Below are 22,986 nucleotides of genomic sequence, written 5' to 3'. Positions count from 1 at the left end.
TTTAAAAAATGAAGATAATAGAAAACGAAATCCAAGTAGATTATAAAAACAGGATCAATAGAGTTTATCAATATATTGATGAAAACCTGGATGGCGATTTATCCCTAAATACAATTTCAGAAATCGCTTGCTTCTCTCCCTTTCATTTTCATAGAATATTTAAATATACACATTCTGAAACCCTAAATGAATATGTAACCAGACGAAGGGTTGAAAAATCTGCTTCTGATTTATTGCATACCACTCGTAGAATATCTGAAATTTCTATCACCTATGGTTTTAACGACAATTCTTCATTTACCAGGGCATTTAAAAAATACTATTCTGTAAGTCCAACAGAATTTAGGAAACAAAATCCAAACAAGTTTAGCAAGATTTGTCAACTCGAAAGCAAGAATGGTCAAGAGTATCCTGATCGCGAAAAATATATTTGTATCATTAATAACCTAAAAAAATGGATACAAATGAGTGCAAAAATTGAAGTCAAGAGAATATCAAAAATGAATTTGGCATATGTCTCATGTATTGGTTCACAAAATCTTGAAGCTGCCTATCAAAAACTAATTCAATGGGCAACGCCAAAAGGATTAATGAATGAACATGCAAAAATGGCTACCATCTATTATGATAGTTTCAAAATAACAGAAGCAAATAAAGTGAGGATGAGTGCTTCTATTATACTAGATAAACCAATTAAAACTGAAGGAGAAATAGGATTAACTACAATTGAACAGGGAAAATGTATTATAGGTAGTTTTGAAATTGGCGTGGACGAATTTGAAAAATCATGGACAGGACTATTTTTATGGATGAACGAAAATGGATATAAAAAGGCGAATAGAAGCCCTTTTGAGATTTATCATAATAATTTTAATGAACACCCTGAAAGGAAATGTATTGTAGACTTTTACATTCCTATAGAATAAAAACACTTTACAGATGATAGGTGTAAGCCATATTCATTAGGGGGCATACCTATCATCCTTAACACTCAATACCATAGTATGAAAACTATATTCTTCAAGAAAGCATCTTTGCTAATTACACTATTACTTGCAACAGGGACCATTCTTGCACAGAAAAAAAGTATTCAGGACTTAGATTTTTTAATTGGAAAATGGGAAGTTAGAGAAGATAATAAAGAAGAAAAATGGTGGGAAAAAAGTACGCGTACCTGTCAATATACACTAGATAGTACATACATTGAGTTAAAATCTGTAGCCATTTCATCAAGTGGCAAAGAAAGAACCTATACCTGGTACATTCATTATAATTCTAAAGCTCAACAATTTGAAATGGTATCTATGTTTAGTAATTGGCCTAAGATCTTATTTGATATTCTACATTGGGATCCAAAAAAGCGCAAACTAATCATTCAAAATGATAAAGATCAAAATAAGGGTGAATATCATGAAAGGTATGGAGAAATTATCTTTGAAGAAGACTTCAATACATATACGTGGACAGGCCAAAATAAATATGGTGATCCAAAAAATCCCAGTATTTGGAAATATATAGAAAAAGGATCTCGAATTAAGTAGTAAGAGCTATCTTTTCTTAATACAAACACTCATATTATAAGAATATAACGAAATACTTTACAAATGAATTTAGAGAAGAATAAAGAAAATGCGATTGCTTTTTACAAGATGGCCTATGAAGGAAATCCTAAAAAAGCTGTAGAGCTATATTTAGGTTCAGAATATATTCAACACAATCCAGATGTTGCAGACGGAACCCAAGGGTTTATTGCTTATTTTGATCGTATGCAAAATGAATATCCTCAGAAATCTATACAATTTGTACGGTGTATCGCCGAGGGAAATCTAGTTGCCCTGCATACACATCAAACCTGGCCAGGAAATGATGAGTATGTTACTATGGATTTTTTTAGATTTGATGAAAATGGGAAGATCTGCGAACATTGGGATTCGATTCAGAAGATTCCAAAACATTCAAAAAATCCAAACACCATGTACTAAAAACACAATGTGTGATGCTTTATAGCGTCGCCTTCTAAATTTCATTCACATTTATTATCTTAGCTATACACCTTTATCACTTTTGTGTGATATTTGATAATGTCTGCCCCATAAAGACTAATTACCATAGTCAAAGATGGTTCCAAAAATTAGTGTATACTAATAATGGAAGCTCCCTTTGGTATTCATAATTTCATTAATAAATACCTTTACAAGTCATGCCAAAAACAATGAAATACCGTACTTGCCATCTTTGTGAGGCAATGTGCGGCTTAGCGATTGAAGTACAAAATAACGAGGTAATTGGAATTAAAGGGCACCAAGAAGATATTTACAGTCATGGGCACATTTGTCCCAAAGGCATAGCTCTAAAAGATCTACACAATGATCCTAATCGATTAAAGCAGCCTATAAAAAAAACCGCTTCTGGATGGCAAACCATATCTTGGGATGAAGCCTTTTCAATAGCAGAAAAAGAATTTAAAAGCATAAGAAAAAAATATGGTAATGATGCTATAGGTACATACACTGGAAATCCAACAGTTCACAATACTGGAACTGCAATAACCTTATATGATACCATTAATGCCTTAAATACTAAAAATCGCTTTGCCTCTCACAGTTTAGATTCGGTACCCGTTTTTTTGGTAAATCAAATGATGTTTGGTCATGCAATGATGGCTCCAATTCCTGATATAGACAACCTAGATTATCTCCTTATCATAGGAGCTAACCCTATGGCTTCTAATGGTAGTTTTATGTCTACTCCAAATATTCGAGAAAAAATAAAATCTATTCAACAAAAAGGAGGAAAAGTAGTTGTTATTGATCCACGTAAAACCGAAACTGCAACCAAAGCCAGTGAACATTATTTTATTCACCCAGAAAAAGATGTATTACTGTTATTAGCCATAATTAATGAATTGGTACTACAAGATGGCGTCCCTACTTCTAAAGCTCTTTTACTTTCAGATCATTTTGAAGAGTTAAAAACAATGGTCCAACCCTATACCAAAGAAATGGTAGCTCCTATAACGGGCATGACCGTAGAACAAATCACACATATTGTGGATGATTTGATAAAACACTCCCATAGTGTAGTATACGGAAGATTGGGCGTTAATACGCAATCATACGGCACCTTATGTCAATGGCTAATTACTTGTATTAATGTATTACTTGGCCAATTAGACGAAAAAGGCGGGCTCTTATTTACTTTACCGGCCATAGATTATGTGACTTTAATGGCACACGAATCAAAAATGTTTCGCTATAGTAGCAGAGTAAAATCATACAAAGAGATTGTGGGAGAATTTCCAACAGCGACCCTGGCTGATGAAATTTTGACTGAAGGCAAAAATCAGATAAGAGGCTTTATTAGTATTGCCGGTAATCCTGCTCGTTCTGCTCCCAATTCTCAACTCGTAGAAAAAGCCTTAGCCAGTTTAGATTTTATGCTGGCGATTGATATGTATATAAATGAGACAACACAACATGCCGATCTTATTATGCCACCTGCCGTGGGATTAGAAACCATGCATTATTCGTTTGTGTTGCATATGATAGCTACTCGTAATACCACAAAATTTAGCCCTGCTCCTTTATCCATTTCTAAAGAACAGCGTTATGATTGGCAAATCATGGGAGAATTACAAAGACGTTTATTTACCGGAAACATACTTCAACGAATAAAAAGTAATATTATGTCCAGAATTCACCCAAAAACAAAACTGGATTTAGCTCTCAAAACAGGTCCATATGGTGTATGGGGAGGTCGTTTTTTACGAAAAGATGGTGTAAGTTTAAAGCGTTTAAAAAAGCATCCTGAAGGCATAGAATTAGCACCTTTACGCCCTGTACTTCCCAAACGATTATTTACAAAGAATAAGCGTATAGAACTGATGCCAGAAATTTTTGTTGAGGAAATGAAAAAAGTAGAACAACTTTTGACTCCTCAAAGCGCAGAACAATACCCCTTAAAACTAATCGGACGAAGACATCTGCGTAGCAATAATTCATGGATGCATAATTTACCTGTTCTAGAAGGTGGGTCAAGACGATGTACTATGATGATTCATCCCAATGATGCCGCAAGCCATAGCATCGAACCAGAAGAAATGGTAGAAGTATATTCAGAGTTTGGTGCCATCTCAATTGAAGCAGAGGTAACAACCAATATCATACCGGGTACAATCAGTATTCCTCATGGTTGGGGGCATTATGGAGATGGGGTTCAAATGGAAACAGCAAAACGTAATGCAGGGGCTAATATTAATCAATTAATGGATCATAATAGACTGGATTCTTTATCGTATAATATGGCATTTAATGGTCATCCTGTAGCTATCAGGAAAATTGAAACTGTGCAGACATAATACACTCAAACCAGGGATATTTGAACACAAAAATTATAATGAAAAAAATATAAAAGCAAAGAACCCGTTTAAATACTAATCCCAACCTTAGTTATTAAAAAAGTTTGATCAAATACTTAAAAACATGAAATATTCGTTAATCTTTAGTTTATTACTTTTTTTAGCCTCAAATCATATTACAGGCCAATATCTAAAAGAACAAGAATGTGCTATATTGACCAATTTTTCTAGTTCTGGTGATATGAAAGGATTAAGCGATTTCTTAGAAACAAAGGGGTTTTTAAAAGATACTAAAGAACATAATAAATATATATTCTACAACTGGAAAAAAACGGACGGCTTTTATTATGGCGTACGAATCAATAAAAGTTCTAAGCAAGTAACCTATCTCACCAATGATCAAAACTATGTGTTACGCTTATTATCACATTTTATGACAGACTATTCAAAAATAAAATCAGAGAAACAAGGAGAAAACAAAGCACTTCATATATTTGATTCTAAAGAAAGTACTATTGCCGTTATGCTGGATACTTCTGCCGATTCTGGCAGTCATTTATTGTACGTTATTAATAAGTGATCAGGTAAATAAATAGTAATTGTTTTATATTGGTAATATAAAATTCTTAATAAATCGAACAATCCCATTTTTGGAAGGACCTTTAATATCTGCATCTATGAGGATTAGGTCATGTTCTTTCTTTTTGAGGTAAATACCACTCATAAAGACATCTACTAAGTTAAGTTCTGATTCTACATTAAAACGTGTATTTTTTTGCCACGCCAAAATTCTACTGGTCGCTACACTAGCATTGGCATTAGTATGCTCTGCGGTTATAGGTTCTCCTTTGGTCATTAAAATTAATTTTCCGGGACCCTTTGCCGTTGTAAATAGTAAACGTCCAAAAAGTAGCGACGTTAATCTTAAACTTAGTATTGCCGAGATTTTGATCCCCTCACTCATTCCTACAAAGTTTTTAAAGTGAAAAACCACCTCCTCTCCTTCTTTAATATCCCACTCCACAAATTCGTGACTACCCATGGCTTTAAAATGAACTATTTCTGGTCTCGATTTCATGACCACTTTATTCATGGCATAATTGCGAGTAAATATTCTTGCTAAAATAGCAGATCTCCATTGAGGTAATGAAAATTTTGGTGCTCTACCACTAGGTTCAAAGGAGCGAGAAACAAAATAGTTTTCTTTTGTAGAAGCAGGATCTATAGTATATTGGTTACCAGCTTTATGTAATGTCCCAATTGAAGTATTTTTATCACCCTCTAATAAAGTTACATAGTTTTCATCATCAGATGAAAAAGCCACTCTAGAGAACACATATAAAAAACTCTTGAGAATCAAAAAACCAAATGCGATATCCAAAAGAAGATTAATAAACAATATCGTATCAAATGTAGATTGGATTGTAAATTTCAATTTTTCTGTAATAGCATCGATCTCCTGCAGCATTAGATCATTAATCCCATCTGTTGAGCCTTCAACTCCTTTTTGAATATCTTTGGTAGATTTATCAACTTCATTAACCAAAAGTTCTCTCATTCGTTTGCGTTGCTTTACATAAGACTTATTTACGGTGTTTTTTGCACTATTTTTTGCTTGACAAGTAATATTGAGCTTTCCCCAAAAACCACAATCTTCCTCTTTAAAAACCGGGGCCATTTGGGGTAATGATGGTTTAAAAATTCCTTTAAAAATATCGTCTACCTCTCCCGGGATGTCATCTGTTTCACTTTTAACGATACGTACTATCTCATTATTCCCCTTTTCGATAGCCTCATGTAGACAAATCACTTCGGCTTCAAGAGAAAACTCAAGGTCTTTTTCAAACTGATCTCTTTCATACTTTCTACTTTCGTTAGTAGACATTATAAATGTATTATTATAAAGCTGATCAATAGAAGCTTTATTCATTTTATTATTTAGTATTGCTCCCGGGATAATAAAAATCAATAATGGTGACCAGTAAAAGAAAGACTTAATTGCCAATTGAGCTGTTTTCTGAAGTCCGGTTTCTCTAAAAATGGCAATATTTTGTTTGAAGGCAAGGAATAAAAAACGTATGAGCACAGTATAGGTTAAAAATAATACCAAGTGTTGAATATCGAGTAAAATCCAAACTAAAATTAAGGTCAATAAAAAAGGTATAGAGCGTAATTTCCCTTTTACAATAAAATAAAGAAATGCGATTTTATAACATAAAAAATGAAGAATTCCAATCAATGCTTGGTACTCCTCTAACGAAACTTCTTTGGAGTTACCGATTACAAAAACATATGCGGCAAAAAAAGTAGGCAACAATCCTAAAATGCGATAGTAATTTTTGCCTCCCATTGTTAATGCTAAACCTAAAGGAATCAAGTATAAAGAAATAGTATATAGTAACCGAAACTCTTCATGAACATGAAACTTAGATATAGAGAAACCAAAAACAGCAAAAAGTGAAAAATCTTCTATAGCAGGAAGAATACCAACGAGAACAATAAGTAAAAAGAGGTTACCTGGCCCTTCTTTTACAAGAAGCTGTTTTAGCTGGTTAAAATTATACATAAAAGAGATTTGTGTTGGTTATTCTTCTACAAGATAATCAATTACAAATAAATCTTTTTCTGCTACGGTATTAATGCGTTGGAGTATTAAAATGAATACTGCCTTTTATATTAGTCTCTATAATTTACTGCTTGTTGTACATGATTTTCTTTACTGAATTTATTTTCTTCCCATTTTGGTATTCTTAATTTTGAGGATGGTGTTATAAATGTTTCACTAATTACGTTTGAAGTAATGGGCAACTCTTTAATCGTTTCGAGATACCTTTTATTTACATGCATAGACGTTCCTTGATACAAAGACTGAAATTTTGAAACAATTTTATTTTTTCTTTTTTGTATAATCAATATATCAATATCATTATAGTATAGATCCCTAAGAGATTGCTGAATTTTTTTATGAATTTTCATAGCTAATCTTGCAGATGTTTTATGTTTTAAAATTATCCTAACCTGGTTTGATTTTCTATATATCAAACTCATTATAAAAAGTAATACTGACGTAAAAAACACGCTTAAACCAAAACCAAAGTTTTTAGTGTACTCTATTACCAAAAGTCCCAATGGTATAGCTACCGCGGATAAAACTTGTAATAAAGAAAACATGACTCTTCGTTTTATAAGTATATTCATACATTTTTTCTGAACGTTATATGTTTTAGAAACATTTTGTTCTAACGTTCTAAGTTGGTTTTCTAATGGAATTGACTCTGGAAATTCTGAACCAAATATCTCCTTCCATTTTAATATCGATAGCCAATGTTCATTATTTTGAGAAAATGTAATTGCGCTTTCGGCTTTATGATGGGCCATCACTGCTTTATACCTAAAATTAAATGAATCAGGAATAATAAGCATCCCTCCTATTGATTTCCATTCTTTTTCGGATGGTTTTTGATCCATAAGAAATTTGAAAAAATCTTTACACATTAAATCATAATACGAATAAGGTTTATCTTTATATTGCCAGGACATTAAAAATTTATGAGCCAATGTATCAATAAGAATGTTTTTAATCGGAACATTGCAATGGTGTTTCCATGCTTTAATCATTCTACACAATCTTTTAAGATTATAATTCGTGGCAATGTCTCCTATTCTTATGGTTTCCTTTTCTTTTTTAAAGTTTTTAGTTTTCCAGCTTCCACCTTTACGTGGATCTGCATATACATGTACATTATCTTTTCCAAAAAAAACCGGAGCTATATGAAAGCTCATATTATCAAAAAAGGAAACTTTAATTCCAAACTTATCTTGTATCAAAGAAGTGTTAGGATATAAGGTAGCAATTGATCTTCTTACATCTTCTAAAAATAAAAACTGTCCGTTTTTGGGTTTTTTAGAATACTCTTCCTGCAATCGATATGGCATTTCGAAGATCATTTCAATCTCTTCAATATGATCATTTGCAGTCTCTCTACCATAGGATCCGACATAAATACCCCCATTGTCAGTATTCATATTCCAAAAATCATTATTAAGTTTTTTACAGATAGAATTATGTCGAAGAGAAATTATTGATTTCTTCTTAGCAGAAATCTTTAAATTCTCACAAAACTGATTAAAATTTATAGATATACTCATTCTCTCTTATATTTTCCAATTACACAAAAGTTATTTTCAACATGATAATAGAAGCCTTGAGATGTAGTAATCGAGTATACTATTGATCATAGTAATAAGCGGTTAAAATACATAGATCATATTATCATGATTTGCAGAATGAGATCGATATTTACGTTATAATGCAATGGATTTATACCATTTATAGCCTTTAATTATCCATTAATATTAAGACTAAATTGAAAAGTTTTAAGAGTAATTTTGATTTGTGTGTTTTGGTTATGTTTTAATGTAGAAATAGTATTTTTATATCATATGCTATTTTATTTACAAGCTCTTTTAAACATAAGCTCTTGTTCAACTTTTATAAATTTACAAACTAGCACTTATATAAATTTACGGTTAAACCGTATTTTAAATAAGGTTTTAATTCACAATCCTTTCGAATTGCAGAAATAGCAATACTTCAGAAATAAGAAACAGATTACAAAAAAAATAACAACCTTATGGTTTTCCGCAATTTCATCAAAAAAACCATGTATTTCATCGTAAAATACAAGTAATTAACTTTAATATTTTTATTTAAAAAAAGGAATAGTTACACGTTATTTTATCAAAAACGTCAAATAATTGTTAAAAAACCATAACATACTCATTAAATTAACGTAATCTATTTATGGATTTAACTTCTATTTCTAAAAACAACAAGCCCCCAAAATTTAAAATTTTGGGGGCTTGTTGTTTAATAATCCAATAATAAAAATCATTAATTATTTTTATTCAAAAATAACTTTTTCTGAAATAATTCTTCCATTGTTATTAATTTCTAAGATGTACATGCCGCGTTTAATGTCTCCTACCGGAATAGTACTTCTCGTAGTTGTTCCAAACTTGATGACACTTCCTTTTAAATCGATTAACTTATACTCTACTTCTCTATTATCTGTAGTCCCTATACTAATATAGTTCTTTGCAGGGTTAGGATATACGTTTGCGGTATACACCTTATTTTCTTGCTCTAATTTTCCATCAATATTTGTTTCTATAAATCCTTTTGCTCTAGCTGCTGTGCTTCCAATGTTAACAGTATAATCTTCTACCTCTCCATATCCAAAGGTTTCACAAGAAGTAGGAGCTCCATTCCATTTCATGGAAACTCTCATTCGGGTACTACCCGCTTGAGTGCTAGAAGGGACCGTAAAGTTATATGACAAATTTCCCGAGCTTGATGTAGATCCAGTCACAACTTTTTCAGAAGATTCAAAGGTTCCGTTTTTATTAAAATCAATCCATACTCCCCAATGTTCTGTATAAGAAGAACTAACAAATCCAACGCTTAATACAATCGTATTTGTACCATAAGGAAGATTTCCTACTAGAGATGTAAAATCTCTATATCCTCCATTTGCTCCTGTAGCATTGGAAATCCCACCTATACCAACATAATCAATAAACTCGTAATTGGTAGTATTTCCTTTTGACGCGCAATACGAAATCACCACATCTTGTGTGGTTATTGAAACCAAATTACTTAATGTAGAGGTATTTTGAGCGGCATCATATGCATTTACTTCAAACGTATAGGTTGTACCAGGAGATAACCCAGTAACATTATAGTAGGTACCCGTTACAGTAGTTATTAACGCTCCGTCTCGATACACATTATAACCAGAAACCCCAATATTATCAGTTGCAGCGGTCCATGAAAGGCGGACACTAGTTTCATTTACATTAGATGCAATCAGATTTGTAGGTGCTGAGGGCGCAACAGTATCCGCACTACCTCCTCCTCCATTGAAAGTATGCTTTCCCAAATCATCAAAAGTATTTTGAGGATACAAATCCCATTCAGATGTTGTATATGTTGCAGAAGGAGCTGAGACAGTTCCTTTTCTTCTTAATGTTACATCTTTTGCAAAATTAGATGAACCCCCATTAAATGTTCCTATAATATCAATTAAAACTCCGTTTTTAAATAATCCTACAGCGTCATTTCCATTAAACACCATTTCGGTAGAAGATGATAAAACATCGGCTTGATTTTTAATCGTTGTAGATGCCGAACTATTAGCAACCACATATACATCGCTATTCGCTAAACTTCCAGAAAGGGATAACCCACCTGACCAAGACCCGGCTCCATTAGTTTGTTTTTTAATCACATATCCAGAAAGGTTTTTAGAGGTTCCGGTAAAGTTTGCTATTTCTAATGCTTTATTATTTGAAGAGCCTTCAATATACTCAGAAAAGAACAACTCTGTTGCATTTCCTCCTCCTGAAGTATTGTCTTGAGTAGTCACATTAATTACTGTACTTGAGGAAGACACATTTCCTGCAGCATCCTTAGCTTTTATTGAAAAAGTATAACTGGTATTTGCAGTTAATCCAGTTACAACATAAGTTGGCGAAACTGTAGAGGTCATAAACCCTCCGTTTTGATACACAAAATACCCAGTGACTCCAACATTATCTGTAGAAGCATTCCAGGTTAATTCTGTTGAAGTTTGAGTAGTGTTACTAGCAACAAGATTTGTAGGTGTACTTGGAGCTGTAGTATCTGTTCCACCTCCTGTATTTCCAAATCTATCTTCGGCTTGTGGTCCACCCCAAATTTGCGTTGCAAAAGCAGGATTATCAATAAATGGATTTCTATTGCCTTGTATATTTTCTAACAATGGATTGCGCTGTAATTCTAATTGTGAAACCGGATCCTCTGCGTTCCATTCAAGAAACAACTGAAGCATATTACTGTCTCCACTTGCCGTTGTTCCTATACCTACATTAGTAGGTAAGCAACGATTTGGATATCGTATATACATGTACATCATCATACGAGCAACATCGCCTTTAAACTCATCACCCGGATACCAGTGTCCTTGACCTGTGGCACCAGAGTTTCCGGATCCGTCTGCAAACTTTCTATTTCCTCTGGAAGAATTACGTTGTACATCTGCAGGTCTTAAATGATGCGCATCTGCACCTGGTCCTTCTGTACCTAAGTTTGGAGTTCCTAATGATTTAGGATACACATGTTCTCTATTCCAATCTGTAGATCCCCCTCCATTATTATCGACTCCTCTTGTTCTATCTGTAGTAGAGTTTCCATCGGTGTCATTATATCCATAAATCAAAATCACTTTTGATGCATTAGTTGGATCCAAATCTGTTTGTTTCAGGGCCTCCCAAACACCAGGAGTATAGGTTAGAAAAGTTGTATGAGTATTCGTTACTTTTGCTCCTAATTCATTTTTAAGAGCATTTCCGGATAAATTAAGATTTACATCGTTGTAATATGCCGGCACCTGACTATATCCCATAGTGCATACTACCAGCATAAATAGTAGTACTTTTTTCATGTGTGTTGTATTGTGAGTTAGTTTATTTATTCCAGCCCGAAGCTAAAATTATTTTATTAAACTTACCAGCATCCTATGTTACCATATGGTTATGCAGTATGTTGATAATGTAATGTTTAGCTCAAAAAAACAATATAAACAACTAATATACAGTCAATTAAGGTATTTAACATTTGTTAATAAGTTATTTCTTACATCAACCATCAGAATTATACTTCAAATAAGTTCTGCCAAAATAACACTAAATGGGTAAACCTACTTCAATAGAACCTCACTTCTTTTTAGGTTTTAACACCCCTGTCTATCAGTAATTTAAACTATATTTAGGTACTAACTTAAATATAGTACACAAATGAAAAAAATTTTAAATTTAACTGGTGTTCATGAACTAAATAAAGAACAGCAAAAGCAAGTTAGAGGTGCATCTTCTAGAGCGAGATGTTGCCCATCTGGTAGAGGGTGCCTTATTGGATGGGGAGGACAAACCTTCTGCGAACCCGGATATTGTGACCGTTGGGGGCGATGCATTTTTGCATAAATAGAAGCAAACTACCTCAGGGCTAGTCCGCAAGGCATCGGTTGGAAAATAATTTTGATTTCGTGGCAGGCCTCAGAGCATTTAAATCTCGATTATTGAGTAAAGGCAAACTTATAGTTTGTCTTTTTTCTTTAAAATCGAAGCTCTTCTTCATACCCCCATAATAATTCATTAAGTAGTTGAAATTTATAAATGTCAAGAACATACCTTTTTTATTTCCAACACTTTACAATATTTTTAGAAGTAATCTTTACATATTAACTCTTTAATACTTATTACTAATGAAAAAAATTTTAAAACTTAATGGAGTTCATGAACTCACAAAAAAAGAGCAACAGGAAGTGATTGGATCAAATTTTGGCAGACCTTATTGTGGTGGTCCAAGACAATGCTGTATTACTACTCCTAGCGGATTTGTATTTTGCGATTATGGATATTGTCAACCTAATGGAAGTTGTATTTGGGCATAATATTTTGAAATTTTCGAACTTCTAAATATCATACAAGTCTTATTTTGTAATCAAAATTTGAAAGGCAAACCTTTATAGTTTGCCTTTTTATTATGCAAGCAAATTGAAAGACTGTTTAGCTATCTCAAATTCTTCATCTGTTGGGATTACAAGAATTTTCACTTTTGAGGACAAAGTACTAATATCTCTTGTTTCTTTTGATCGTTTCTTATTTTTTTCTTTATCCAATTGAATTCCTAAAAACTCTTGATCTTCACACACTAATTCTCGTACCACATCCGAATTTTCTCCAATACCCGCTGTAAAGACTATGGCATCTAAGCCGCTCATTACTGAAGCATAAGCCCCAATAAACTTCTTGATACGGTATGCATTCATTTTTAAGGCCAAGATACAATCTTCATTACCATTTTCTGCTTCTGACTCAATATCACGAAGATCACTATACCCTGTAAGTCCAAGCATTCCGCTTTCCTTTTGTAATAGTGTATTTACCTCATCTAATGAATACCCTAAAGAATTTACCATGTAAAATATTACTGCGGGATCAATATCTCCTGATCGTGTCCCCATGATTAATCCATTCATGGGAGCAAAACCTAAGGTATGATCAATACTCTTTCCATTCTTAACCGCAGTCATACTACAACCATTTCCTAAATGAATTGTTATAATTTTGGATTTCGGTTTTTCTAGATATTGAATTGCTTTTTCCGATACATACTTATGACTAGTCCCATGAAAACCATACACTCTTATATTGTTTTCTATCAAAAATTTATTTGGAATGGCATATTTATAAGCTTCAACAGGAATAGTTTGATGAAAAGCTGTATCAAAAACGGCCACTTGTTTCGCTTCCGGAAAAATTTCTTCGGCCACTAAAATCCCTTCTAAATTCGCCGGATTATGCAAAGGTGCCAAAGCCGATAACTTAGTGATCTTTTGTTTCACTTCTTCAGTAATTTCGACTGTATCGGCAAAAGTACTACCACCATGCACTACTCGATGACCAACGGCATGTATCTCTGAAGCAGATTTTATCACTCCCACTTCAGTACTCATCAAATATTTAGCTATCAAGTGCAACCCCTCTTGATGATTTTTAATTATGCCTATTTTTTCTATTTCATCTTTCTTAGAAGTATATGTGATTTTAGCATTTTCTAAACCAATACGCTCTACAAGACCAGAACAAATTACTCGTGCTTGTGGCATAGAAAATAATTGAAACTTTATAGAAGAGCTTCCTGAGTTTAATACTAGTATTTGCATTTCCCTTTTTTATTTTTTTTATAATCCCTGCGCCTGGATCGCCGTAATAATAACGGTATTATATACATCATCTACTGTACATCCACGGCTTAAATCATTAACTGGTTTATTTAGTCCCTGTAACATTGGGCCAATGGCCAATGCACCAGTTTCTCTTTGTACTGCTTTATACGTGTTATTTCCGGTATTCAAATCCGGAAATATCAAAACACTGGCTTGCCCTGCTACTTCAGAATCGGGAAGCTTACTTTGTCCGACCTTCATATCTACAGCGGCATCGTATTGTATCGGTCCTTCAATTTTAAGATCGGGTCGTTTTTCTTTAACAATTGTAGTGGCAGCTCTTACAATTTCTACGTCTGCTCCTTTTCCAGAAGTTCCTGAAGAGTACGACAGCATTGCTACCTTAGGCTCTATGCCAAAAGCCGAAGCCGATTCTGAAGAAGAAATTGCAATTTCTGCCAATTGTTCAGCATTAGGATTTGGATTAATTGCACAATCTCCAAACACAGACACACGATCTTCTAAACACATAAAAAAGACAGAAGAAACTACTTTTACCCCTGGTTTAGTTTTGATAAATTGTAATGCAGGCCTTATGGTGTGTTGAGTGGTGTGTATCGCTCCAGATACCATACCATCGGCATGACCTTTATAAATCATCATTGTACCGAAATACGAAACATCTGCCATCATGTCTTTGGCCATATCAAGATTTACATTCTTATGTTTTCTTAACTCATAAAATGTCTGCACATAGTCATCATAATATGGAGATTCGGTAGGAAAAACAATATTTACTTTATTAAAATCAATAGGAATATCAAGTTTTACAGCCTTGTTTTTTATTTTCTTCTGATCACCAATTAATGTAATCTCAACTACATCAGAAGCCAATAATCTGGATGTAGCTCTTAGGATTCTTTCATCGGCTCCTTCTGGCAGTACAATATGCTTTTTATGTTGCAGGGCTCTTCTCAATAAGTTATACTGAAACATACGCGGAGTTAATCCTTCAGATTTGAAAGTAATCAATCGATCAGCCAAATGGTCTTCATCTACATATTTTTCGAATGTACTTATTGAAGTATTAATCTTTTGCAGGTTATCGACATATATTTTTGATTTGATGGCTCCTATTTGATTTGTAATGGAAAAGGTTCCACTAGGAACAGATATAATCGGAAATGATATCGAAACTCCTTCAATTAATTTAAGAATAGGCTTTTCAGGGATAATTCCTCCAGTAAGTATAATTCCAGAGATTTTAGGGTAATTATCTGAAATGTTAGCCTGCAATACTCCCAAAATAATATCAGCGCGATCTCCTGGTGTTACCACCAAACTGTTTTCTTTAAGATGGGTAAGATAATTACGCAATTGCATAGCTCCTACTCCAAAATTACCTGCTTGGTTATTCAAATACTCTTTCCCAAATAAAACGGTACCATCTAGTTCGTTTACAATTTCTTTAATGGTAGGATTGATCAAAGAATTTACCCTTGGTATGATTATTCTCTCTACTCCATTTTTAAAATTCTTTTCAAAAGCAGTGTTCAATTCTTGTTCGCAACCTGGTGTCACTTTGTTAGCCACCATAGCCAAAACCTCAACATCTTTGCTGTTAAACGTATCGAAAGCCAATTTCAGATTTCCTGCAATTTCTTCATTCTTTTTGTCAATACCACTAGCAACGATAATTGCAGGTATTCCTAGATTTTTGGCAATAATTACATTAATATCGAATTCAATAATGCTGCCTTCATCAGAAAAGTCAGTACCTTCTACAAGAATAAAATCAAATTTTTCTTCAAGGCTTTTATATTTTCTAATGATACCATCAATTATCTCTCCTGATTTTCCTTGATTATATTTCTGTAATACTTCGCTGCGGGTATATGCATATGCATTTTTAAAATTGATATCTAGCTCGAAGTGGGATATCACGGTATTAATATGGTTGTCTACTTCTCCTGATGCAGGGTCGTCAATAATAGGTCTAAAATATCCTACTTTGGCTATTTTACCAAGTAGCATACGCATCATCCCTAAAACAACAATAGATTTACCACTATTAGGTTCAATAGTAGCAATATAAACGGCTTTACTCATGTGGTTAAATTTGGTGATGCAAAGATACACTAATACACCTTTACCATAAAATTATTAAGGAATAAAACTACTCCATGAAATGATCATTTTTTAAGAGTACACTTATAATTTCAGCAAAAAAGGCTTAGAAAATTCTAAACCTTTTTAAATACTGTATTGTTCAATATCATTAGTTAATATCTTCTCCTTTTTTTAATTTTTCCAGGTCTCCGTTTAATCTTGCTTTAAATCTTTCCGGAGCTTGGGGTAATGAAGTATTTATCGCCTTAATTGCATTTTTATAATCTCCATTTGCAGAGTATGCTCTTGCTAAACCATAATTTGATGGCCACACACCATTAGTATTTTTTACATTATCCTTTAAAATCGAAAATGCCTTATCTTTTTGTCCTTGCTTAATAAGACCCGAACCTAATCTAAAAACTTGCGTTGCATTACCTAATTTTACAGCCTTGTCAACATATGTCATCGCCTCTGTTGTGTTGCCTTGTTTTGCCAATATTCTGGACTTAAGTGAAAGATTATTAAATGTTTCTTTACTAAAAAAACTTCCAGTTATAGAGGTATTAACCCACTCTAAAGCCTTATCCAGTTCTCCTGCCCTAAAGGCATATCCAGCGGCACTGTCCCAATTTGACTGAGAAAACCCTTTAGAACCTCGTAAATCATTTTCAATTTTATTCATTACGATCTCCTTCACATTCACTTCAATCTTAAAAGGAATTTCCTTTTTTTCCCAACGTAAAGCTGCTGTAGCACTATTCGCATCAAACTCTGGAAATAAAAAAGTTAATGTTTCTGTATGTGCAACATCTTTGGTTTGAACATCAACTCTAAGGGCATCTTCTTTTTCATCATAAAAATAACTTCCCCAAGAAGTATAGTTATTAGAAAGTATAATCGTTGCACCTCCATCTTCTTTTAAAGCAATATGTAGTCCATATTTACCAGCTTTAATATCTTTTCCTTCAATTTTTACATCATGCGTAAATTTAATTACTGAATTCGCATTGGCACCAGCACGCCATGGTGCAGCTTTAGATGTTCCAAAACCGAGATCATTATATCCATAAGGCACTAATTTGCCCCAAATTTCTCGTTCTTTTACACTGGGTCTACCATAATCAATGGTAATATCAGTTATTCCAACTCGTTGTGATACTTTTGCCCGTTGACTGGCTTCTGGAGTTTTTAATTGTGCTGTTGTCTCAATAGAGAACAACAACAAGAATACAGCAGTAGATACTGCAAACAGATTTGATTGTTTCATGACTGATGTTTTTTGATTTGAATTAATTGTTATCGTATTGAAGCTTTTTTATAGCTTCAACAGCAACAATTTAAGAGGTAAAAATTTATCCTAATGTTACCATAGTGTTAAACTCATCAAGAAAGTCATAATTGATTGTTAAACCAATCTATTCCATTAACAGCTGATTAACAAACTTCTCAAAATCATTTTTGAAGTCAATATATTTTTGCCCTGTAGCTGGACCATTAAAACCTGTGTGTATTTTACGTACTTTGCCTTTTTTATCAATAAAAACAGTAGTTGGATATGATAAAACATGGTTAAGCATTGGTAATTTCTCTTGAGCTTTTTGTTTATCCGAAGTACCAAACTGAGCTAGAAGAATTGGATACTCTACTTTTAGCTTTTCTTGTAATCTTGCTATAGATGTAAAAGCTTTTTCTTTAGTCTTAGCATATTCAAATGCTAACGCAACAATAGCTATATCTTTTTCTTTGTTTTGATTATAAAAATCAACATAATACTTTGTTTCGTCCATACAATTAGGACACCAAGTACCCATGATCTGCACTATTACAACCTTATCCTTGAACTGTGGATCATTTAAAGAAACTTGTTTTCCTTTTGCATCAGGAAAATCAAAAGCAAAAGCATCATAACCCTCTTTTAGAAAGGTTAACGAATCTTCTGAGGGGAGTTCATAGTTTTCATTTCTCTTAGCGGTGAATGGTTCTTTCCAATGATTACCAGAATAAAAATAACCATTCATAATACTATCAGTTACTTGCGCAGTAAATAAAAATGCATGGGCTGCATCAAACGTTGATAATTGTAATTGATTTTCATTTAGTACTCCTTCAAGATATCGATAATCCCCAGTGGTAGTTCTAAATGTTCCAGTAACGATATTACCATTTTGAGAAAATGTACCTTTAGCAATATATCTATCCTCTTCACTGTCGGCACTGAAAATAGTTTCCCAATTACCGGCAATATTAGCTGCTGGTTTGGAAGAAATTTCAAATCGATCCTGTTCCCCGTATTTTGCTTCAAAAGGTACTACTCTGCCTAAACTTTCTTTTATAAAACTACCAGAGATACTCATAGAATCTATAAATTTTGCAGCAACATATCCTTCAAACACAGGAAATTTGATCTTTATAGAATCCCCTATTATCTCTATCTCATCTACATCTATGGTTTCTTCAGCATTAAAGATTTTTAATGTTTGGTCCTCCATGACCTCAAACAAAAAAGGGAGTTGTTTATTATCCTGAACATCCAAAACAGCTTTCCAAGGGCCACTCTTAAAATCTACAGGTTCTTTAGGTTGATCTTTCTTACACGAAAAAAATACTAAGGTTATCGCTAGCGTTAAAATGATTTGTTTCTTCATTCTATCAAAAGTAAAAAATTAAGTGGATAAATTTTATTTTTTCCGAATTATGAATAAACCTTCTTTTTTAAGAATTAAAAATAACTTCTAGTTCAATATTAAGATAGATTTCTTGTTTGTAACCTCTAACCAATATATTATCTTTACCGACTGAATTTACAAAGATCATAGATGAAGATTTCATATAACTGGCTGAAGCAATTCATCAACCCAGAATGGGATGCCGAAAAAACAGGAGAATTACTTACAGATTTAGGACTCGAAGTAGAAGGAATTGAAACCTACCAAAGTGTAAAAGGAGGATTGGAAGGTGTTGTCGTAGGACAAGTTCTTGCGTGCGAAAAACATCCTAATGCAGATAAATTAAAGATTACCAAGGTAGATTTAGGTAACAATAATCCTGTACAAATCGTTTGCGGTGCTCCAAATGTGGCAGCTGGTCAAAAAGTGCCTGTAGCGACAATTGGTACAAAACTCTATGACGATGAAGGAAAAGAATGGGTTATCAAAAAAGGTAAAATTCGAGGAGAAGAAAGCCACGGTATGATTTGTGCCGAAGATGAATTAGGCCTAGGAAAAAGTCATGATGGAATCATGGTACTTGATTCTAACCTTACTGTAGGTACAAAAGCCTCTGAAGTGTTTGATATCGAAAATGATCAAATTTTTGAAATAGGACTTACTCCCAACCGCGCAGATGCTATGAGTCACTGGGGTACTGCCCGTGATCTTAAAGCTGGATTACAGCAAAAAGACATCAATTTAGAACTTATTACTCCGTCTGTAAGCAATTTTAGAGTTGAAAACAGATTACACAAGATTAATATAGAGGTTAAAGATCCCGTTCTAGCTCCAAGATATTGTGGAGTTACTATTTCTGATATTAAAGTAAGTGAATCTCCTTCTTGGTTACAACATAGGTTAAAAGCCATTGGAATAACTCCAAAAAACAATGTAGTTGATGTTACTAATTATGTATTGCATGAGTTAGGACAACCATTACATGCCTTTGATGCTCATTTTATTGAAGGTAATGCCATTGAAGTTAAAACATTAGAAGCTGGAACTAAGTTCACTACTCTAGACGAGGTAGAAAGAGAATTACATGAAGAGGATCTTATGATTTGTGATGCCGTAAAACCACTTTGTATTGCTGGTGTTTTTGGTGGTATTAATTCTGGTGTGACAGAGAGTACTACTTCAATTTTCCTGGAAAGCGCATATTTCAATCCAGTTAGTGTACGTAAAACTGCAAAACGCCATGGATTAAATACTGACGCTTCATTTAGATTTGAAAGAGGTATAGATCCGAATATTACTGAGTATGCTCTGAAAAGAGCAGCATTGTTAATACAAGAATTGGCAGGTGGTAACATCTCTAGTGAAATCATAGATTTGTATCCGAAAAAGATTGAAGATTTCCAAGTATTTTTGTCTTTTGAAAATGCTGCTAAGTTAATTGGAGAAGAACTTCCTCAAGAAACTATTAAATCTATTCTTACATCATTAGATATTAAAATTAATAGTATTACAGAAAAAGGTATCGGACTTACTATCCCGGCATACAGAAATGATGTACAAAGAGAAGTTGATGTAATTGAAGAAATCCTTAGAGTATACGGTTACAATAATATAGAATTTACACAGAAACTAAACGCTTCTATTTCTAATATTGACAAGTTTTCTGATCACAATGTGCGGAATACAATATCAAATCAATTAGTTGGTCAGGGGTACAATGAGATGTTGGCCAATTCGCTTACCACTCAAGAATATCTAAGCTTAAGCGAGCAACTTAAAGTGGAAAATAATGTTGAGATGTTGAACCCACTTAGTAATGACCTGGCAGTTTTAAGACAATCCATGTTATTTTCTGGACTCGAAGCGATTGCATATAACATCAACAGGAAACGTGCGGATCTAAAATTATTCGAATTTGGTAAAACTTATCATGATTATGATGGTAAAAGAATCGAAAATAAGCATCTAAGCGTTCTTATTTCGGGCAACCGAACAAAAGAAAACTGGAACTCGAAACAAGAACATGGTGATTTCTTTTATCTTAAAGGTGTTGTATCCTCTGTTTTAGAACGCCTTGGACTAACAAAAACAAGAGCTACTCCTATTAAGAATGATCTATTTTCTGAAGGGCTTTCTATTAGTCTTGGCAAAGCCAAACTAGTGGATTTTGGAATTGTAAAAAAATCGATTTTAAAGCATTTTTCTATTACTCAAGAAGTCTTATACGCTGATTTTAATTGGGATGCTATTTTAGATTACGCAAAGCATAATAAAATTTGGTATAACGATATTCCAAAGTTTCCGGAAGTTCGTCGTGACTTTGCTTTACTTTTAGATGATTCTGTGAAATTTGAAGAAATTCACACTATAGCCAAACAAACCGAAAAACAGCTTTTGAAAGACATCAATTTATTTGACGTTTACCAGGGCAAGAATTTACCTAAAGGCAAAAAATCATATGCAGTAAGTTTTACATTGCAAGATGAAAACAAAACACTTACTGACAAGCAAATAGACAAGATCATGAATAAGCTGCAACATAATTTTGTAAATAAATTAGGAGCCGAACTTAGATAATTAATTATATTCCTAAATAACATCAATTAAAAACGCCTTTGAGTTTATACAAAGGCGTTTTTAATATCTCAGTTTTAGAATAACATCTATCTAGTTAATAGACCTATCCAATCGTATAATCAACTATATATATAATTCAGTTTTATCTAAACCTTTATACAAAAAAACGGGATCATTACTGAACCCGTTTTTTTGTTTATATACTTGAAAGGATTAATTACCTCCTTCTAAAGCTTTCAATTTATTCTTCAAAGCATCAGCTTTAGGATCATCTAGTTGCATGAAAATGTTCATTAATGTACGTACAGCTTCAATGTTATCTGCATCACTTTTTAATGCTCCTTCTAAATACGGTACTGCGCTCTTATATAAATCCTCTCTCTCAACCTTTAACTCATCATAACGCTTATAATCCTTGCTAGAAGTACCAAGGTTATTCATTTCTTCAACGATCGCCTTTTCATTACCAAGAATCAAAGCCGCTATATTAATTTGAGCAGAAGTATAATCAGGTTTCAACTCTAAAGCTTTCTTATAATACCCCATAGCTTGCTCATCATCTCCTAAACGAGAAGCACTTACTCCTAAGTTATATAGTAAATCTGCATTTTCCGGATCGTTAGCAACGATCTGCTCCATAATTTCTTTATACTTAGCAATATTACCTTGTTTATAAAACATATCTGCCTGAGCTTGCATTAAAGCAGTATCCTCAGGATTTTCTTGCCTAGCTTCTTCAATTGCTTTGATCGCATCTTCATCTTTTCCTTGAGTCATATATATCAATGCGATATTTTTAACTATTTCGGCTCTTTTTGATTCTAATTTGCGAGATTCAGGTTTGATATATTTTCCTGATTTAACAGAAAGATCTCTAGTTTGTTTAGAATCAAAAGGTTCAACTTCTCCAGTTTCTTTATTGGTAGCTACAAATTCTTCAGTAATCCCTGTAAACCCAGAAGTTTTTAATTCTTCGTAATATTTTAAGGCTGTATCATAATCTTTACCATTCACAGCATTACCTGCTGCATAATATAGATATATAGTATCAACTTTGTTAGTAGTATAACTTAAATACAATTTTTCTGCTGCTCCTTTATAGTTGCTTGCATTTTGATCTTTAATTGCATTCTCAACCAATGACTGACGTATTGTCTGAATTTTTTGGTTCGCTTCAGCAGAGTACTTAGAAATTCCTGACTCTTTTTCTATTTCAATTGCTTTAGTATAAGCATTAGCTGCATTTTCTATTTTTTCCATAGACGTATCTGCAGACGTAGAAAGCACCTGACCTTTCAGGAAATAATATTGAGCTTTCATTTTATTATCAGCAGTTTCTAAAAGTCCTTCAGCTGCTTTTAATGCTTCACTAGCAGCTTCAACATTACCAGATTTAAGTGCTTTAGAAGCTGATTTTAATTCTTGTTTTTGAGAAAATCCTATAGTACTAAATGTTACAAATAGTACTACGATAAATTTAGTTTTCATTACTCGATTTTTTTTT

General features: G+C 33.3%; 16 protein-coding genes. 8 read left to right on the top strand and 8 right to left on the bottom strand.

Going from position 1 to position 22,986, the window contains the following annotated elements; translation table 11 throughout:
* Positions 1-8 precede the first annotated feature (8 nt).
* From JJQ60_RS20775 to JJQ60_RS20755, 5 genes are all read left to right on the top strand, one after another.
* Positions 9-926, top strand: coding sequence for an AraC family transcriptional regulator (locus JJQ60_RS20775; protein ID WP_236669189.1), 918 nt, complete (start codon positions 9-11; stop codon positions 924-926).
* 78 nt (positions 927-1,004) lie between these two features.
* Positions 1,005-1,541 (top strand): hypothetical protein, encoded by a 537-nt coding sequence (locus tag JJQ60_RS20770; RefSeq protein ID WP_201924462.1) that lies wholly within the window; start codon positions 1,005-1,007, stop codon positions 1,539-1,541.
* A 63-nt stretch (positions 1,542-1,604) separates the two neighbouring features.
* A complete protein-coding gene (locus JJQ60_RS20765; protein WP_201924460.1) occupies positions 1,605-1,982 on the top strand; it encodes a nuclear transport factor 2 family protein in 378 nt (125 codons plus the stop codon).
* Between the two features lie 230 nt (positions 1,983-2,212).
* The gene (locus tag JJQ60_RS20760; RefSeq protein ID WP_201924458.1) at positions 2,213-4,357 is read left to right on the top strand and encodes a molybdopterin-dependent oxidoreductase; all 2,145 of its coding nucleotides are present in this window, start codon (positions 2,213-2,215) and stop codon (positions 4,355-4,357) included.
* Between the two features lie 124 nt (positions 4,358-4,481).
* Positions 4,482-4,937 (top strand): hypothetical protein, encoded by a 456-nt coding sequence (locus JJQ60_RS20755; protein WP_201924456.1) that lies wholly within the window; start codon positions 4,482-4,484, stop codon positions 4,935-4,937.
* Between the two features lie 24 nt (positions 4,938-4,961).
* Here the strand turns inward: JJQ60_RS20755 and JJQ60_RS20750 are convergent, their stop codons facing one another.
* The 3 genes from JJQ60_RS20750 to JJQ60_RS20740 form a co-directional block, all read right to left on the bottom strand.
* The gene (locus JJQ60_RS20750) at positions 4,962-6,923 is read right to left on the bottom strand and encodes an AIM24 family protein (protein ID WP_201924454.1); all 1,962 of its coding nucleotides are present in this window, start codon (positions 6,921-6,923) and stop codon (positions 4,962-4,964) included.
* Positions 6,924-7,033: 110 nt separating this feature from the next.
* Complete coding sequence (locus JJQ60_RS20745) at positions 7,034-8,506, bottom strand: SMODS domain-containing nucleotidyltransferase (protein ID WP_201924452.1); 1,473 nt, start codon at positions 8,504-8,506, stop codon at positions 7,034-7,036.
* Positions 8,507-9,261: 755 nt separating this feature from the next.
* Positions 9,262-11,841, bottom strand: coding sequence for an endonuclease (locus JJQ60_RS20740; RefSeq protein WP_201924450.1), 2,580 nt, complete (start codon positions 11,839-11,841; stop codon positions 9,262-9,264).
* A gap of 352 nt (positions 11,842-12,193) precedes the next feature.
* Between JJQ60_RS20740 and JJQ60_RS20735 the strand changes: the two genes are divergently transcribed.
* Both JJQ60_RS20735 and JJQ60_RS20730 read left to right on the top strand, forming a co-directional pair.
* Positions 12,194-12,379: a hypothetical protein gene (locus JJQ60_RS20735; RefSeq protein ID WP_201924448.1), complete on the top strand. Its 186-nt coding sequence runs from the start codon at positions 12,194-12,196 to the stop codon at positions 12,377-12,379.
* Between the two features lie 281 nt (positions 12,380-12,660).
* Positions 12,661-12,849: a hypothetical protein gene (locus JJQ60_RS20730; protein WP_201924446.1), complete on the top strand. Its 189-nt coding sequence runs from the start codon at positions 12,661-12,663 to the stop codon at positions 12,847-12,849.
* A gap of 90 nt (positions 12,850-12,939) precedes the next feature.
* Here JJQ60_RS20730 and JJQ60_RS20725 read toward each other — a convergent pair whose 3' ends face one another.
* The 4 genes from JJQ60_RS20725 to JJQ60_RS20710 form a co-directional block, all read right to left on the bottom strand.
* The gene (locus JJQ60_RS20725; RefSeq protein ID WP_201924444.1) at positions 12,940-14,124 is read right to left on the bottom strand and encodes an acetate/propionate family kinase; all 1,185 of its coding nucleotides are present in this window, start codon (positions 14,122-14,124) and stop codon (positions 12,940-12,942) included.
* Between the two features lie 18 nt (positions 14,125-14,142).
* Complete coding sequence (pta, locus tag JJQ60_RS20720; RefSeq protein ID WP_201924442.1) at positions 14,143-16,236, bottom strand: phosphate acetyltransferase; 2,094 nt, start codon at positions 16,234-16,236, stop codon at positions 14,143-14,145.
* Positions 16,237-16,405: 169 nt separating this feature from the next.
* Positions 16,406-17,506, bottom strand: a complete 1,101-nt coding sequence (locus tag JJQ60_RS20715; RefSeq protein ID WP_201924440.1) for a DUF2911 domain-containing protein — start codon at positions 17,504-17,506, stop codon at positions 16,406-16,408.
* Positions 17,507-17,654: 148 nt separating this feature from the next.
* On the bottom strand, positions 17,655-18,884 hold the full coding sequence (locus tag JJQ60_RS20710) for a peroxiredoxin family protein (RefSeq protein WP_201924438.1): 1,230 nt from the start codon (positions 18,882-18,884) through the stop codon (positions 17,655-17,657).
* Between the two features lie 171 nt (positions 18,885-19,055).
* Between JJQ60_RS20710 and pheT the strand changes: the two genes are divergently transcribed.
* Positions 19,056-21,482 (top strand): phenylalanine--tRNA ligase subunit beta, encoded by a 2,427-nt coding sequence (gene pheT / locus JJQ60_RS20705; protein WP_201924436.1) that lies wholly within the window; start codon positions 19,056-19,058, stop codon positions 21,480-21,482.
* A gap of 213 nt (positions 21,483-21,695) precedes the next feature.
* Here the strand turns inward: pheT and JJQ60_RS20700 are convergent, their stop codons facing one another.
* On the bottom strand, positions 21,696-22,970 hold the full coding sequence (locus tag JJQ60_RS20700) for a tetratricopeptide repeat protein (protein ID WP_201924435.1): 1,275 nt from the start codon (positions 22,968-22,970) through the stop codon (positions 21,696-21,698).
* Between the last annotated feature and the right edge of the window lie 16 nt (positions 22,971-22,986).

The organism is Aquimarina mytili (assembly GCF_016735115.1).
Classification (GTDB): Bacteria; Bacteroidota; Bacteroidia; order Flavobacteriales; family Flavobacteriaceae; genus Aquimarina; species Aquimarina mytili.
This window is presented reverse-complemented; position numbering and strand designations above follow the sequence as displayed.

Bases quoted from the DNA above. Each gene is read 5' to 3' on its own strand.
- JJQ60_RS20775 (WP_236669189.1), top strand. From the start codon at position 9: ATGAAGATAATAGAAAACGAAATCCAAGTAGATTATAAAAACAGGATC.
- JJQ60_RS20770 (WP_201924462.1), top strand. From the start codon at position 1,005: ATGAAAACTATATTCTTCAAGAAAGCATCTTTGCTAATTACACTATTA.
- JJQ60_RS20765 (WP_201924460.1), top strand. From the start codon at position 1,605: ATGAATTTAGAGAAGAATAAAGAAAATGCGATTGCTTTTTACAAGATG.
- JJQ60_RS20760 (WP_201924458.1), top strand. From the start codon at position 2,213: ATGAAATACCGTACTTGCCATCTTTGTGAGGCAATGTGCGGCTTAGCG.
- JJQ60_RS20755 (WP_201924456.1), top strand. From the start codon at position 4,482: ATGAAATATTCGTTAATCTTTAGTTTATTACTTTTTTTAGCCTCAAAT.
- JJQ60_RS20750 (WP_201924454.1), bottom strand. From the start codon at position 6,923: ATGTATAATTTTAACCAGCTAAAACAGCTTCTTGTAAAAGAAGGGCCA.
- JJQ60_RS20745 (WP_201924452.1), bottom strand. From the start codon at position 8,506: ATGAGTATATCTATAAATTTTAATCAGTTTTGTGAGAATTTAAAGATT.
- JJQ60_RS20740 (WP_201924450.1), bottom strand. From the start codon at position 11,841: ATGAAAAAAGTACTACTATTTATGCTGGTAGTATGCACTATGGGATAT.
- JJQ60_RS20735 (WP_201924448.1), top strand. From the start codon at position 12,194: ATGAAAAAAATTTTAAATTTAACTGGTGTTCATGAACTAAATAAAGAA.
- JJQ60_RS20730 (WP_201924446.1), top strand. From the start codon at position 12,661: ATGAAAAAAATTTTAAAACTTAATGGAGTTCATGAACTCACAAAAAAA.
- JJQ60_RS20725 (WP_201924444.1), bottom strand. From the start codon at position 14,124: ATGCAAATACTAGTATTAAACTCAGGAAGCTCTTCTATAAAGTTTCAA.
- pta (WP_201924442.1), bottom strand. From the start codon at position 16,236: ATGAGTAAAGCCGTTTATATTGCTACTATTGAACCTAATAGTGGTAAA.
- JJQ60_RS20715 (WP_201924440.1), bottom strand. From the start codon at position 17,506: ATGAAACAATCAAATCTGTTTGCAGTATCTACTGCTGTATTCTTGTTG.
- JJQ60_RS20710 (WP_201924438.1), bottom strand. From the start codon at position 18,884: ATGAAGAAACAAATCATTTTAACGCTAGCGATAACCTTAGTATTTTTT.
- pheT (WP_201924436.1), top strand. From the start codon at position 19,056: ATGAAGATTTCATATAACTGGCTGAAGCAATTCATCAACCCAGAATGG.
- JJQ60_RS20700 (WP_201924435.1), bottom strand. From the start codon at position 22,970: ATGAAAACTAAATTTATCGTAGTACTATTTGTAACATTTAGTACTATA.